This is a genomic window from Enterobacter sp. FB (assembly GCF_000805795.1).
Classification (GTDB): Bacteria; Pseudomonadota; Gammaproteobacteria; order Enterobacterales; family Enterobacteriaceae; genus Enterobacter; species Enterobacter roggenkampii.
Genome location: NZ_JSZC01000006.1, coordinates 546,667 through 561,757, shown reverse-complemented (window position 1 = coordinate 561,757; position 15,091 = coordinate 546,667). Strand labels below are relative to the sequence as shown.

Annotated in this window: 13 protein-coding genes; 12 read left to right on the top strand and 1 reads right to left on the bottom strand. The window is 58.4% G+C overall.

Annotation, left to right across the window (positions count from 1 at the left end):
* Positions 1–43: 43 nt before the first annotated feature.
* The 12 genes from nrdH (at position 44) to leuA (ending at position 14,297) form a co-directional block, all read left to right on the top strand.
* Positions 44–283, top strand: coding sequence for a glutaredoxin-like protein NrdH (gene nrdH, locus PI91_RS05125; RefSeq protein ID WP_008502570.1), 240 nt, complete (start codon positions 44–46; stop codon positions 281–283).
* Positions 280–690 (top strand): class Ib ribonucleoside-diphosphate reductase assembly flavoprotein NrdI, encoded by a 411-nt coding sequence (gene nrdI, locus PI91_RS05120; protein ID WP_023617657.1) that lies wholly within the window; start codon positions 280–282, stop codon positions 688–690. The genes nrdH and nrdI overlap by 4 nt, the downstream gene beginning before the upstream one ends.
* Complete coding sequence (gene nrdE / locus PI91_RS05115) at positions 663–2,807, top strand: class 1b ribonucleoside-diphosphate reductase subunit alpha (protein ID WP_039265561.1); 2,145 nt, start codon at positions 663–665, stop codon at positions 2,805–2,807. Before nrdI ends, nrdE begins: the two co-directional genes overlap by 28 nt.
* Before the next feature lie 9 nt (positions 2,808–2,816).
* Positions 2,817–3,776, top strand: a complete 960-nt coding sequence (gene nrdF, locus PI91_RS05110; protein WP_039265560.1) for a class 1b ribonucleoside-diphosphate reductase subunit beta — start codon at positions 2,817–2,819, stop codon at positions 3,774–3,776.
* Between the two features lie 330 nt (positions 3,777–4,106).
* The gene (proV, locus tag PI91_RS05105; protein WP_039265558.1) at positions 4,107–5,309 is read left to right on the top strand and encodes a glycine betaine/L-proline ABC transporter ATP-binding protein ProV; all 1,203 of its coding nucleotides are present in this window, start codon (positions 4,107–4,109) and stop codon (positions 5,307–5,309) included.
* The gene (proW, locus tag PI91_RS05100; RefSeq protein ID WP_008502575.1) at positions 5,302–6,366 is read left to right on the top strand and encodes a glycine betaine/L-proline ABC transporter permease ProW; all 1,065 of its coding nucleotides are present in this window, start codon (positions 5,302–5,304) and stop codon (positions 6,364–6,366) included. Before proV ends, proW begins: the two co-directional genes overlap by 8 nt.
* Positions 6,367–6,375: 9 nt before the next feature.
* Positions 6,376–7,371, top strand: coding sequence for a glycine betaine/L-proline ABC transporter substrate-binding protein ProX (gene proX, locus PI91_RS05095; RefSeq protein WP_039265557.1), 996 nt, complete (start codon positions 6,376–6,378; stop codon positions 7,369–7,371).
* Positions 7,372–7,555: 184 nt separating this feature from the next.
* Positions 7,556–8,740 (top strand): MFS transporter, encoded by a 1,185-nt coding sequence (locus tag PI91_RS05090; RefSeq protein WP_008502577.1) that lies wholly within the window; start codon positions 7,556–7,558, stop codon positions 8,738–8,740.
* Between the two features lie 314 nt (positions 8,741–9,054).
* Complete coding sequence (mprA, locus tag PI91_RS05085) at positions 9,055–9,585, top strand: transcriptional repressor MprA (protein ID WP_008502578.1); 531 nt, start codon at positions 9,055–9,057, stop codon at positions 9,583–9,585.
* A 126-nt stretch (positions 9,586–9,711) separates the two neighbouring features.
* Positions 9,712–10,884 carry a multidrug efflux MFS transporter periplasmic adaptor subunit EmrA gene (emrA, locus tag PI91_RS05080; RefSeq protein WP_039265556.1) on the top strand — a complete coding sequence of 391 codons (1,173 nt, stop codon included), beginning with the start codon at positions 9,712–9,714 and terminating at the stop codon, positions 10,882–10,884.
* Between the two features lie 16 nt (positions 10,885–10,900).
* Complete coding sequence (gene emrB, locus PI91_RS05075) at positions 10,901–12,448, top strand: multidrug efflux MFS transporter permease subunit EmrB (protein ID WP_008502580.1); 1,548 nt, start codon at positions 10,901–10,903, stop codon at positions 12,446–12,448.
* A gap of 193 nt (positions 12,449–12,641) precedes the next feature.
* A complete protein-coding gene (leuA, locus tag PI91_RS05070; protein ID WP_039265555.1) occupies positions 12,642–14,297 on the top strand; it encodes a 2-isopropylmalate synthase in 1,656 nt (551 codons plus the stop codon).
* Here leuA and PI91_RS05065 read toward each other — a convergent pair.
* Positions 14,284–15,048 (bottom strand): helix-turn-helix domain-containing protein, encoded by a 765-nt coding sequence (locus PI91_RS05065; RefSeq protein ID WP_039265553.1) that lies wholly within the window; start codon positions 15,046–15,048, stop codon positions 14,284–14,286. The genes leuA and PI91_RS05065 overlap by 14 nt on opposite strands.
* Between the last annotated feature and the right edge of the window lie 43 nt (positions 15,049–15,091).

Below are 15,091 nucleotides of genomic sequence, written 5' to 3'. Positions count from 1 at the left end.
GATGATTCGCGCCGCTCTCTCATTTTAAATGGAAATACGAATCATGAGCATTATTATTTACACTCGTAACGATTGTGTTCAGTGCCACGCGACCAAACGGGCGATGGAAAGCCGCGGCGTGGCGTTTGAGATGGTGAATATTGACCAGCAGCCCGAGGCCGCCGATACCCTTCGCGCGCAGGGTTTCCGTCAGCTTCCGGTGGTGGTGGCCGGGGAGACCAGCTGGTCTGGCTTCCGCCCGGACATGATCAACCGCATCGCCGCGCAGGCCGCACGGGCATGAGTGGGCTGGTCTTCTTCTCCAGCAGCTCGGAAAACACGCTCCGTTTTATGGAGCGCGTCGGGCTGCCTGCGGTGCGCATTCCCCTTAACGAGCGGGAGCGCATCCGGGTAGAAGAACCGTACATTCTGGTGGTGCCCAGCTACGGCGGCGGCGGTACGGCGGGCGCAGTGCCTCGCCAGGTGATCCGCTTTCTGAACGATCCGCATAACCGCGGGCTAATCCGAGGCGTGATCGCGGCGGGCAATCGCAATTTCGGCGATGCCTTTGGCCGCGCCGGAGATGTCATCTCTCAAAAATGCGGCGTGCCGTATCTCTATCGCTTTGAGCTGATGGGGACGCAGCAGGACGTCGAAAACGTGCGTAAAGGAGTGAACGAATTTTGGCAACGACAACCGCAGAACGGGTAATACAGGCGACGCCGGATTACCACGCATTAAACGCGATGCTTAACCTCTATGACCGGGAGGGACGCATTCAGTTTGATAAAGACCGTGAGGCGGTGGACGCCTTTTTTGCCGCCCACGTGCGGCCCAACAGCGTGACCTTCGCGAGCCAGGATGAACGTCTCGACCACCTGGTTAACGAAGGTTACTACGACGCCCGCGTCCTCACCCGCTACGCACGCGCCTTCGTCGTGAAGCTGTTTGAACGTGCCCACGCCAGCGGCTTTCGTTTCCAGACGTTCCTTGGCGCGTGGAAGTTCTACACCAGCTACACCCTGAAGACCTTCGACGGTAAGCGCTACTTAGAAAGCTTTGAAGATCGCGTGGTGATGGTCGCGCTGACCCTGGCGCAGGGCGATGAAGCGCTGGCGCAACAGCTCACCGACGAGATCCTCTCCGGCCGCTTCCAGCCCGCCACGCCGACCTTTCTCAACTGCGGCAAAGCCCAGCGCGGTGAGCTGGTCTCCTGCTTCCTGCTACGTATCGAAGATAATATGGAGTCGATTGGTCGCGCGGTGAACTCGGCGCTGCAGCTTTCCAAACGCGGCGGCGGCGTGGCATTTTTGCTCTCTAACCTGCGCGAAGCGGGCGCGCCGATCAAGCGCATCGAAAACCAGTCCTCCGGCGTGATCCCGGTGATGAAGATGCTGGAGGATGCGTTCTCCTATGCTAACCAGCTTGGCGCGCGCCAGGGCGCGGGAGCGGTCTACCTGCACGCGCACCATCCGGACATTCTGCGTTTTCTCGATACCAAGCGCGAAAACGCCGACGAAAAAATCCGTATCAAAACCCTGTCGCTTGGCGTGGTGATCCCGGATATCACCTTTAAACTGGCCAAAGAGAATGCCGAGATGGCGCTCTTCTCGCCGTATGACGTTGAACGAATCTATGGCAAAGCCTTTGGCGACGTGGCCATCAGCGAACTTTATGACGTGCTGGTAGCCGACGAGCGCATTCGCAAAAAATATATCAACGCCCGCGATTTCTTCCAGACGCTTGCCGAAATTCAGTTTGAGTCCGGCTATCCGTACATCATGTACGAAGATACGGTAAACCGCGCGAACCCGATTGCCGGGCGCATCAACATGAGCAACCTGTGCTCGGAGATTTTGCAGGTCAACAGCGCGTCCGGCTATGACGAGAATCTGGACTATGCGGAGATCGGCAAAGACATCTCCTGCAACCTCGGGTCGCTGAATATCGCCCACACCATGGATTCACCCGACTTTGGCCGCACGATAGAAACCGCCATTCGCGGGCTGACGGCGGTGTCGGACATGAGCCACATCCGCAGCGTGCCGTCCATCGAGGCGGGCAACGCTGCGTCGCACGCTATCGGGCTGGGGCAGATGAACCTCCACGGCTATCTGGCGCGGGAGGGCATCGCCTACGGCAGTCCGGAAGGGCTGGACTTCACCAACCTCTATTTTTACACCGTCACCTGGCACGCGCTGCATACCTCGATGATGCTGGCGCGCGAGCGCAACCAGCGTTTCGCGGGCTTTGAGCAGTCCCGCTACGCCAGCGGGGCGTATTTTAGCCCGTATCTTGAAGACGACTGGCAGCCGAAAACCGAAAAAGTACGCGAACTGTTTGCTCGCGCCGGAATTGTGTTGCCGACGCGCGCGATGTGGCAGCAGTTGCGTGATGATGTGATGCGCTACGGCATCTACAACCAGAACCTGCAGGCCGTACCGCCAACCGGTTCGATCTCCTACATCAATCACGCCACGTCGAGCATTCACCCGATCGTGTCGAAAATTGAAATTCGCAAAGAAGGCAAAACCGGACGCGTTTACTACCCTGCCCCGTTTATGACCAATGAAAACCTGGCTTTGTACCAGGACGCGTATGAGATCGGCCCGGAAAAAATCATCGATACCTACGCCGAGGCGACGAAACACGTGGATCAGGGACTGTCGCTGACGCTGTTCTTCCCGGATACCGCCACCACGCGGGACATCAACAAAGCGCAGATCTACGCCTGGAAGAAAGGAATCAAGACGCTCTACTACATTCGCCTGCGCCAGCTTGCGCTGCAAGGCACCGAAATTGAAGGCTGCGTGTCCTGCGCGCTGTAAGGAGAAAGGATGAAACTGTCACGCGTGAGTGCCGTTAACTGGAACAAAATCCAGGACGATAAAGACCTGGAGGTATGGAACCGCCTGACCAGCAACTTCTGGCTGCCGGAAAAGGTCCCGCTCTCCAACGATATTCCGGCCTGGCAAACCCTGAGCCACGCCGAGCAGCAGCTGACGATCCGCGTCTTTACCGGCCTGACGCTGCTGGACACCATTCAGAATACCGTTGGCGCACCGGCTCTGATGGGTGACGCGCTGACGCCGCACGAAGAGGCGGTGATGTCGAACATCAGCTTTATGGAGGCGGTGCACGCCCGCTCCTACAGCTCGATTTTCTCCACGCTGTGCCAGACCAAAGACGTGGACGCGGCCTACGCCTGGAGCGAAGCGAGCGAGTCGTTACAAAGAAAGGCGGAGCTGGTACTGGCGTATTATCGGGCCGACGAGCCGCTGAAGAAGAAGATCGCCAGCGTGTTTCTGGAATCATTCCTCTTCTATTCTGGCTTCTGGCTGCCCATGTACTGGTCGAGCCGCGGCAAGCTCACCAACACCGCCGATTTGATTCGCCTCATCATTCGGGATGAAGCGGTGCACGGGTATTACATCGGCTATAAGTATCAGAAAGGGCTGGAAAAGGTCAGCGACGCGGAGCGCGAGGAGCTTAAAGGGTTTGCGCTCGATTTGCTGATGGATCTGTACGACAACGAGCTGAGCTATACCGAGGAACTCTACGCCGGCACCGGCTGGGAGGAAGACGTCAACGCTTTCCTTTGCTACAACGCCAACAAGGCGCTGATGAACCTGGGTTACGAGGCGCTGTTCCCGCCGGAAATGGCGGAGGTTAACCCGGCGATTCTCTCCGCGCTGTCGCCCAACGCCGACGAAAATCACGATTTCTTCTCCGGATCGGGTTCGTCGTACGTGATGGGCAAAGCGGTGGAAACCGAGGATGAGGACTGGGATTTTTAATGAACGTTAACGTTCGTTAATTTAATATAAACCCAACAATTTCCTCTCCAATATTTACAAAGCAACTACACTGTCATTTCCGCGCCCTATTCGCCTGAACCACCCGATTCAGGTGAAATTCCCCGATGCCGCAGCAAAAAATTGAGAAAAATTCAAATCCCGCTCAGCCCTTTACTCATGGGAAATTCAGCCGTTTCGCCTCCCTGAAAATTTACGTCATAAGCAAACCCAGGGTTGTCTCAGATTCTCAGTATGTTAGGGTTATGCCCGTTAACAATTTACCATGGTAATCATATCGACATAAACAAATAACAGGACACTCTCTATTGCATGGCAATTAAATTAGAAGTGAAAAATCTTTATAAAGTATTTGGCGAGCATCCTCAGCGCGCATTCAAATATATTGAGAAAGGCCTTTCGAAAGAGCAAATTCTGGAAAAAACCGGGCTATCGCTTGGCGTTAAAGACGCCAGTCTGGCCATTGAAGAAGGCGAGATTTTTGTCATCATGGGATTATCCGGTTCGGGTAAATCCACTATGGTTCGCCTTCTCAATCGCCTGATTGAACCCACCCGCGGAGAGGTGCTGATTGACGGCGTGGATATCGCCAGAATATCAGACGCCGAGCTTCGCGAGGTGCGCAGAAAGAAGATTGCGATGGTATTCCAGTCATTCGCACTGATGCCACATATGACGGTGCTGGATAATACCGCTTTCGGCATGGAATTAGCCGGCACACCCGCGCAGGAACGTCAGGAAAAAGCCCTTGATGCCCTGCGTCAGGTTGGGCTGGAAAATTATGCGCATGCGTACCCGGATGAACTTTCCGGCGGCATGCGTCAGCGCGTGGGATTAGCCCGCGCATTAGCCATTAATCCAGACATTTTATTAATGGACGAAGCCTTCTCTGCCCTCGATCCGTTAATTCGCACCGAGATGCAGGATGAGCTGGTAAAATTACAGGCGAAACATCAGCGGACCATTGTCTTTATTTCCCACGATTTGGATGAAGCCATGCGTATTGGCGACCGTATTGCCATTATGCAAAACGGTGAAGTGGTGCAGGTCGGCACGCCGGATGAAATACTCAATAATCCGGCGAATGATTATGTGCGCACCTTCTTCCGCGGCGTGGATATTAGCCAGGTCTTTAGCGCCAAAGATATTGCCCGTCGAACGCCAAACGGCATTATTCGTAAAACCCCAGGCTTCGGCCCGCGCTCGGCGCTGAAGCTGCTGCAGGACGAAGACCGTGAATACGGTTATCTGGTTGAACGCGGCAATAAATTTGTCGGCGTTGTCTCCATCGACTCTCTGAAAACCGCGCTCAGCGAAAACCAGGGGATCGATGCGGCGTTGATTGACGCTCCGCTTGCCGTGGACGCCGAAACGCCGCTCAGCGAGTTGCTCTCTCACGTGGGGCAGGCGCCGTGCGCCGTGCCGGTGGTGGGTGAGGAACAACAGTACGTCGGCATCATCTCAAAACGGATGCTGCTGCAGGCTTTAGATCGCGAGGGGGCAAATAATGGCTGATCAAACTAACCCGTGGGGCACCACTGAAGCGGCGGACAACGCTGCGCAATCCGCCGACGCGTGGGGTTCCACGCCAGCACCCGCCGACGGTGGCGGTGCGGCGGACTGGCTGAACAGCGCACCCGCGCCTGCGCCAGAGCACTTCAATATTATGGATCCGTTCCACAAAACGCTGATCCCGCTGGACAGCTGGGTCACGGAGGGGATCGACTGGGTGGTCACGCACTTCCGCCCGGTTTTCCAGGGGATCCGCATCCCGGTGGATTACATCCTGAACGGCTTCCAGCAGCTGATGCTGGGCATGCCGGCACCGGTGGCGATTATCCTGTTCTCCCTGATCGCCTGGCAGTTTGGCAGCGCCGGGATGGGTGTCGCCACGCTGATTTCGCTGATTGCCATCGGCGCGATTGGGGCCTGGTCGCAGGCGATGATCACCCTGGCGCTGGTGCTGACCGCCCTGCTCTTCTGCATCGTCATCGGCCTGCCGATGGGGATCTGGCTGGCGCGCAGCCCGCGGGCCGCGAAGATAATTCGTCCGCTGCTGGATGCAATGCAGACCACTCCGGCGTTCGTCTATCTGGTGCCGATTGTGATGCTGTTCGGCATCGGCAACGTGCCGGGCGTGGTGGTCACCATTATCTTTGCCCTGCCGCCGATTATTCGTCTGACCATTCTCGGGATCAATCAGGTGCCTGCGGACCTGATCGAAGCGTCACGCTCGTTCGGCGCCAGCCCGCGCCAGATGCTGTTTAAGGTTCAGCTCCCGCTGGCGATGCCGACCATCATGGCGGGCGTGAACCAGACGCTGATGCTGGCCCTGTCGATGGTGGTGATTGCCTCGATGATCGCCGTTGGCGGTCTCGGTCAGATGGTGCTGCGCGGCATTGGCCGTCTCGACATGGGGCTGGCTACCGTCGGCGGCGTCGGGATTGTGATCCTCGCCATTATTCTTGACCGCCTGACCCAGGCCGTCGGTCGCGATTCACGCAGTCGCGGCAACCGTCGCTGGTATTCCACCGGCCCTGTTGGGTTACTCACCCGCCCCTTTAGAAAATAAGGAACAACGATGCGACATAACGTACTTTTTGCCACAGCGTTTGCCACCCTTGTCTCCACCAGCACGTTTGCCGCTGACCTGCCGGGCAAAGGCATTACCGTGCAGCCGGTGCAGAGCACCATTTCGGAAGAGAGCTTCCAGACCCTGATCGTCAGCCGCGCGCTGGAAAAACTGGGCTATACGGTCAACACGCCGAGCGAAGTGGATTACAACGTGGGCTACACCTCGATTGCCTCCGGTGACGCCACCTTTACCGCCGTAAACTGGCAGCCGCTGCATGACGACATGTATGCCGCCGCCGGTGGCGATAAGAAATTCTACCGTGAAGGCACCTTTGTCACCGGCGCGGCGCAGGGGTATCTGATCGACAAGAAAACCGCCGACCAGTACCACATCACCAACATCGAACAGCTGAAGGATCCGAAGATCGCCAGACTGTTTGACACCAACGGTGACGGCAAGGCCGACATGATGGGCTGCTCGCCGGGCTGGGGCTGCGAAGCGGTGATTAACCACCAGAACAAGGCGTTCGATCTGGCGAAAACGGTCGACGTGAGCCACGGCAACTATTCAGCGATGATGGCCGACACCATTGCCCGCTTCAAAGAGGGTAAACCGGTGATCTACTACACCTGGACGCCGTACTGGGTGAGCGACGTGCTGAAGCCGGGTAAAGACGTGGTGTGGCTGCAGGTGCCGTTCTCCTCCCTGCCGGGCGAGCAGAAAGATATCGACACCAAACTGCCGAACGGCATGAACTACGGCTTCCCGGTGAACACCATGCATATCGTGGCGAACAAAGCCTGGGCGGAGAAAAACCCGGCCGCAGCGAAGCTGTTCTCGGTGATGAAGCTGCCGCTGGCGGACATCAACGCCCAGAACGCGATGATGCACGCGGGCAAATCGTCTGAGGCGGATGTTAAAGGCCACGTCGACGGCTGGATCAAGGCCCACCAGCAGCAGTTTGACGGCTGGGTGAAAGCGGCGCTGGCGGAGCAGAAGTAAAACCTTTTCCCTCACCCTAACCCTCTCCCCGGACCGTACACTGGGAGAGGACCGGGGTGAGGGGATCAGACCGCACCCAACCTAAACCGCACAATCCAGCACGTAACAATCCCCCCACATTCACAATCATTGGCTATTATGGTTTCCGGAAAAATAATCACTTCACTAACGATTCCTGAAACTAATGACAAAAACCACTCAAGGGCTTAGCCCCGCACTCATCCTTTTAATGTCCGTGGCAACGGGTCTGGCCGTCGCCAGCAACTATTACGCGCAGCCTCTTCTCGACACCATCGCCCGCGCGTTCAATCTCTCCGCCAGCTCCGCAGGCTTTATCGTTACCGCCGCCCAGCTCGGCTATGCCGCCGGGCTGCTGTTCCTGGTGCCGCTCGGCGATATGTTTGAACGCCGGATGCTGATCGTCTCCATGACGCTTCTGGCCGCCGGCGGGATGCTGATCACCGCCAGCAGCCAGTCGCTGACGATGATGATTATCGGTACCGCGCTGACGGGGCTGTTCTCCGTGGTGGCGCAAATCCTGGTGCCGCTCGCCGCGACCCTCGCCTCACCGGAAAAACGTGGCAAGGTGGTGGGCACCATCATGAGCGGCCTGCTGCTGGGGATTTTGCTGGCGCGTACCGTCGCCGGGCTGCTGGCAAGCCTCGGCGGCTGGCGCACCGTATACTGGGTGGCGAGCGTATTGATGGTCGTCATGGCGCTGGCGCTGTGGCGCGGGCTGCCAAAAGTGAAGCAGGAAAATCACCTGAATTACCCGCAGCTGCTGGCCTCCGTTTTCAGCCTGTTCACCCAGGATAAACTTCTGCGCACCCGCGCCCTGCTGGGCTGCTTCACCTTCGCCAACTTCAGTATTCTCTGGACGTCGATGGCGTTTCTGCTGGCCGCGCCGCCGTTTAATTATTCCGAAGGGGTGATTGGCCTGTTCGGCCTGGCCGGTGCCGCAGGCGCACTGGGCGCGCGTCCCGCAGGCGGGCTGGCCGACAAGGGCAAATCCCACCTGACCACCTCCGCGGGGCTGGTGTTACTTCTGCTCTCCTGGGCGGCAATCTGGTATGGGCACGTCTCGGTGCTGGCGCTGATCGTCGGTATCCTGGTACTCGATCTCACCGTGCAGGGCGTTCACATTACCAATCAGACCGTCATCTATCGCGTGAAGCCAGAGGCGCGTAACCGCCTGACGGCCGGGTACATGACCAGCTACTTTATTGGCGGCGCGGCGGGCTCGCTCATTTCCGCCTCGGCGTGGCAGCATGCTGGCTGGTCAGGGGTATGTGCAATTGGCGCCATCGTCGCCACGATTAACCTGCTTGTATGGTGGCGCGGCTACCATCGCCAGGAGGCAATTCACTAAGTTTTACATTGCTTTGGGCCTCTTAGGGTGTAAAGGGGCCCCTCACTCTGTTAATGTAAACGTAATCATTTATCCCAGAAATTTTAATGTGGGTGACATATTTACAATCGGCATGAATAGTTCAGACCCCCGTCCTCACATCCTCTCTTCAGCGGGTTCATCCCCTACGCTTTCTGTGCTCACCGGGTCACGGACTTACCCGGCGCTTTCTGATGGTGACATTAATTTGGCGGATATAACCGCACAAATAATTCATTTACATTATTTGTCACTATCGTTACTATATCGGCTGTAATTAATGAGGTTATGCCCAAATGGATAGTTCGTTTACGCCCATTGAACAAATGCTTAAATTCCGCGCCAGTCGCCATGAGGACTTCCCGTATCAGGAAATCCTGCTGACTCGCCTGTGCATGCACATGCAGGGTAAGCTACTGGAAAACCGCAATAAAATGCTGAAAGCTCAAGGGATTAACGAGACATTGTTTATGGCGTTGATCACGCTGGAGTCTCAGGAAAACCACAGCATTCAGCCTTCTGAGCTGAGCTGCGCGCTGGGCTCCTCCCGCACCAACGCCACCCGAATTGCCGATGAGCTGGAAAAGCGCGGCTGGATTGAGCGCCGTGAAAGCGATAACGATCGCCGCTGCCTGCATCTGCAACTGACCGATAAAGGTCACGAATTCCTGCGCGAAGTGCTGCCACCTCAGCACAATTGCCTGCACAAACTCTGGTCCGCTCTCAGCACCGCCGAGCGCGACCAGCTTGAGCACATCACTCGCAAGCTGCTCACCCGTCTTGACCAGATGGATGAAGAAGGCGCCGTTCTTGAGGCGCTGCGCTAACGCGACGACACGCTCAACAATCCAGATTTATAAGAAAACCGACAGGCCAGCACGTCACACTGCTGGCCTTTCTGACAACAGGTCGGCTCAGCCGATGTGAAAATAAGAAGATCGTGGAGAACAACAATGAGCGCAAATGCGGAGAGCACTACCCCGCAGCAACCGGCCAACAAGAAAGGCAAACGTAAGAGCGCCCTTCTTCTGTTGACCTTGCTCTTTATCATTATTGCCGTGGCATATGGGATCTATTGGTTTTTAGTACTGCGTCATGCTGAAGAGACTGACGACGCGTACGTGGCAGGGAACCAGGTACAAATTATGGCGCAGGTGTCGGGCAGCGTGACGAAAGTCTGGGCTGACAATACCGACTTTGTGCAAAAAGGCGATGTGCTGGTGACGCTCGATCCAACCGACGCCCAGCAGGCGTTTGAAAAAGCGCAGACCGCGCTGGCCTCCAGCGTTCGTCAGACCCGCCAGCTGATGATCAACAGCAAGCAGCTGCAGGCCAACATCGACGTGCAGAAAACCTCACTCGCGCAGGCGCAGAGCGATCTGAACCGCCGCGTGCCGCTCGGCACCGCCAATCTGATTGGCCGTGAAGAGCTGCAGCACGCCCGCGACGCCGTCGCCAGCGCTCAGGCACAGCTGGACGTAGCCATTCAGCAGTACAACGCCAACCAGGCGATGGTGCTGGGCACCAGCCTGGAAAACCAGCCTGCCGTTCAGCAGGCGGCGACCGAAGTCCGCAACGCGTGGCTTGCCCTGCAGCGTACTAAAATCGTCAGCCCAATGACCGGCTATGTCTCCCGTCGTTCCGTCCAGCCAGGGGCGCAGATCAGCCCAACCACGCCGCTGATGGCGGTTGTGCCGGCGGACAACCTGTGGGTCGATGCCAACTTTAAAGAGACGCAGCTTGCGCATATGCGTATCGGCCAGACCGCAACGGTTGTCAGCGACATCTATGGCGATGACGTGAAGTACACCGGCAAAGTGGTGGGTCTGGATATGGGGACCGGCAGCGCCTTCTCCCTGCTGCCTGCGCAGAACGCCACCGGTAACTGGATCAAAGTCGTACAGCGTCTGCCCGTGCGTATCGAACTGGATGCCAAACAGCTGGCGGATCACCCGCTGCGTATCGGCCTCTCCACGCTGGTGACGGTTGACACCGCCAACCGCGACGGTCAGATCCTGGCAAGCCAGGTGCGTAGCAGCCCGGTTTATGAAAGTAACGCCCGTGAAATTAGCCTCGATCCGGTCAACAAGCTGATCGATGACATCGTGAAGGCAAACGCCGGTTAATCCGAAGGTGAGCGTTATGCAACAGCAAAAGCCGCAAAAACCGCTGGAAGGCGCGCAGCTGGTCATTATGACCATCGCGCTGTCGCTGGCGACATTCATGCAGGTGCTGGACTCCACCATCGCAAACGTGGCGATCCCGACCATCGCCGGTAACCTTGGCTCGTCGCTGAGCCAGGGGACCTGGGTCATTACCTCGTTTGGGGTGGCAAACGCCATCTCCATTCCGATCACCGGCTGGCTGGCAAAGCGCGTCGGTGAGGTGAAGCTGTTCCTCTGGTCCACGGTGGCGTTTGTTCTGGCCTCGTGGGCGTGCGGCATGTCCAGCAGCCTGACGATGCTGATTTTCTTCCGCGTCATTCAGGGGATTGTCGCGGGGCCGCTGATCCCGCTCTCCCAGAGTTTGCTGCTGAGCAACTACCCTCCCGCAAAACGTTCCGTCGCGCTGGCGCTCTGGTCGATGACCGTTATCGTCGCGCCTATCTGCGGACCGATTCTGGGCGGGTACATCAGCGATAACTACCACTGGGGCTGGATCTTCTTCATCAACGTACCGATTGGCGCCGTCGTGGTATTGATGACGCTGCAGTCGCTGCGGGGACGAGAGACGCGCACCGAACAGCGCCGTATCGACAGCATCGGGCTGGCGCTGCTGATCCTGGGTATCGGCAGTCTGCAGATCATGCTCGACCGCGGTAAAGAGCTCGACTGGTTCAACTCGCAGGAGATCATCATCCTGACCATTGTCGCGGTGGTGTCGATAAGCTTCCTGATTGTCTGGGAGCTGACGGACGACAACCCGATCGTCGATCTCTCGCTCTTTAAGTCGCGAAACTTCACCATCGGCTGCCTGTGTATCAGCCTCGCCTATATGCTCTACTTCGGCGCGATTGTTCTGCTGCCGCAGCTGTTGCAGGAGGTGTATGGCTATACCGCCACCTGGGCGGGTCTGGCGTCGGCACCTGTCGGGGTGATCCCGGTCCTGCTGTCGCCGATTATTGGCCGCTTCGCCCATAAGCTCGACATGCGTCGGCTGGTGACGTTCAGCTTCATCATGTACGCGGTGTGCTTCTACTGGCGTGCGTATACCTTTGAGCCGGGAATGGACTTTGGCGCCTCGGCGTGGCCGCAGTTCATTCAGGGCTTTGCGGTGGCGTGCTTCTTTATGCCGCTGACCACCATCACGCTCTCTGGCCTGCCGCCCGAGCGTCTGGCGGCCGCGTCGAGCCTGTCGAACTTCACCCGTACGCTGGCGGGCTCTATCGGGACGTCGATCACCACCACCCTGTGGACAAACCGCGAATCAATGCACCACGCGCAGCTGACCGAAGCGGTGAACCCGTTCAACCCTAACGCACAGCAGATGTACAGCCAGCTGCAGGGAATGGGGATGACGGAGCAGCAGGCGTCCGGCTGGATTGCCCAGCAGATCACCAACCAGGGGCTGATTATCTCGGCCAACGAGATTTTCTGGATATCGGCAGGGATCTTTATCGTCCTGCTGGGGCTGGTGTGGTTTGCCAGACCGCCGTTTGGTGCCGGTGGCGGCGGCGGTGGCGCGCACTAGTTTGTGCGCAGGTTGCCGGGTGGCGCTGCGCTTACCCGACCTACGATAAGTGACACTTCCGTAGGCCCGGTAAGCGCAGCGCCACCGGGCAACCATTGCCACCGTGTCCAGAACGCGACAGCCATTGTCAGTGCCGATAAAGCAGCGCGCCTGAAATCGATTCACGATAGTGAAAAGACAACAGGAGCGCATCATGCTGAACACACCCGCCGACAAGTACCAACCCTTTCCCACCCTTTCCCTTCCCGACCGCCGCTGGCCGGAACAACGCATCACCCGCGCGCCGCGCTGGCTCTCGACCGACCTGCGCGACGGCAACCAGGCTCTGGCCGAACCGATGGACAGCACGCGCAAGCTGCAGTTCTGGGATCTGCTGTTAAGCTGCGGGTTTAAAGAGATTGAAGTTGCCTTTCCTTCCGCCTCGCAGACGGATTTCAACTTTGTTCGCCAGCTGATTGAAGAGAACCGCATCCCGGATGACGTGACGATTCAGGTGCTCACTCAGGCACGGGAAGATCTCATCCATCGTACTTTTGAATCCCTGCGCGGCGCGAAGCAGGCGACCGTGCATCTGTATAACGCCACCGCTCCGCTGTTCCGCCGCCTGGTATTCGGCATGGAGAAAGCACAAATCGTTGAGCTGGCGACGCGTGCCACGCGGCTTATTCGTCAGCTGTGTGAAGAAAACCCCGACACCCGCTGGCAGTACGAATACTCTCCGGAAACCTTCTGCTTTACCGAGCCGGAATTTGCGCTGGAGATTTGTGAAGCCGTGGCGGAGATCTGGCAGCCTTGCGACGAACGCCCGATGGTGATCAACTTACCCGCCACCGTCGAAGTGAGCACGCCGAACGTCTATGCCGACCAGATCGAGTACTTCTGTCGCCACTTCAGCCGCCGCCGCGATGTCTGCATCAGCGTGCATCCGCATAACGACCGCGGTACCGGCGTCGCCTGCGCGGAGCTGGCCGTAATGGCGGGGGCTGACCGCGTGGAGGGCTGTCTGTTTGGTAACGGCGAGCGCACGGGCAACGTCTGCCTGGTGACGCTGGCGATGAACCTCTACAGCCAGGGTATCAGCCCGACTCTGGACTTTAGCGATATGAACCGGGTGGTGGAAGTGGTGGAAACCTGCAATCAGCTGCCGGTGCACCCGCGCCATCCGTGGGCAGGACGGCTGGCCTATACCGCCTTCTCCGGCTCGCACCAGGACGCAATCAAAAAAGGCTTTGATGCCCGCAGGCCTGGCGATCGCTGGGAGATGCCTTACCTGCCCGTCGATCCCCAGGATATCGGCTGCACCTACGAAGCGGTGATCCGCGTGAACAGCCAGTCAGGGAAAAGCGGCAGCGCGTGGCTGATCGAACAGAATCATGGTCTGAAACTGCCCCGCGCCCTGCAGCAGGATTTCAGCCAGCACGTGCAGCAGGAAACCGACCGTCACGGAAAAGAGATGACGCAAAATGCGCTGTGGCAGCTGTTTCGCACCCGCTACGGGCTGGTGGCCACGCCGCAGTATGCGCTGCAATCCTACCGCAGCGACAGCCAGCAGGACGGCCAGCTGCGTTTGACGGCCAGCGTCGCCACACAGGGGGGTACGCGCCAGCTGGAAGGTCACGGCAACGGTCTGCTCTCCGCCGCCGCTCACGGCCTGAGCCGCTGGGTCAACGCCCCGTTCGTGATCAAGGATTATCACGAGCATACGTTAGGCGAACGCAGCGACAGCCGCTCGGTGGCCTACATCCGCTGCCTGTTCCAGGACGGCAGCAGCCGCTGGGGCGTGGGCATTGATAGCGACGTGGCGCGCGCGTCGCTTCAGGCGCTCTTTAACGCCGTCAGTCGTTCTTAAAGTAATCGCTGGGGGAGACGCCCATCACCCGACGGAACATTGCCGTAAAGGCGCTGTGGCTCCCGTATCCCAGATCCAGCGCCACGCGTAATATCGGCTGGCCCTGCGCCAGCCGCACTAAGGCTTCCAGCAGACGCGCCCTTCTCAACCACTCGCTGTAGCTTAAACCCGTCTGCTGCTGAAAATGGCGGTTCAGGGTGCGCTCGCTCATGTTCATCAGGCTCGCAGCCTGCGCGCTGCTCCAGCTTTCCCCCGGGTTTTGCCGGATTTGCAGGCACAGGCGACGTAACGCCTCGCTTTCCGGCTCCGGCAGGTGAAACGGCAGCACCGGCATAGTGCGGATTTCATCGAGAATCAGTTCATAGACGCGCTCATCCCGGCTTCCGGGTGAGTACGATTCAGGCAACGCAAGGGAGACGAGGATCAGCTCGCGCAGCAGCGGCGCGATCTGGACGATCTGGCAGGTGGCGGGAAGATCGGCCCGCGCCAGCGGATCGATAAACAGCGTTCGCGCCGCCACGTTGCCGGTAATGCGCAGGGAATGCTGCGTGCCCGCAGGCAGCCAGACGCCGCGACCGGGAGGCACAACCCAACAGCCCGATGCGGTATCCACCCGTACCACGCCGCTCAGGGTATGCAGCAGCTGCGCGCAGTCGTGCTTGTGCCAGGGTTCGCTGTCACCATGAACGTAATCATGGGCAAACGGAACGAGAGGACGGTGGGTAAAAGAGAAGGTTAAGGTTGTGGTCAAAGGAGGCACCAGCACAATGTAGGCCCGGCAAGCGAAGCGCCAC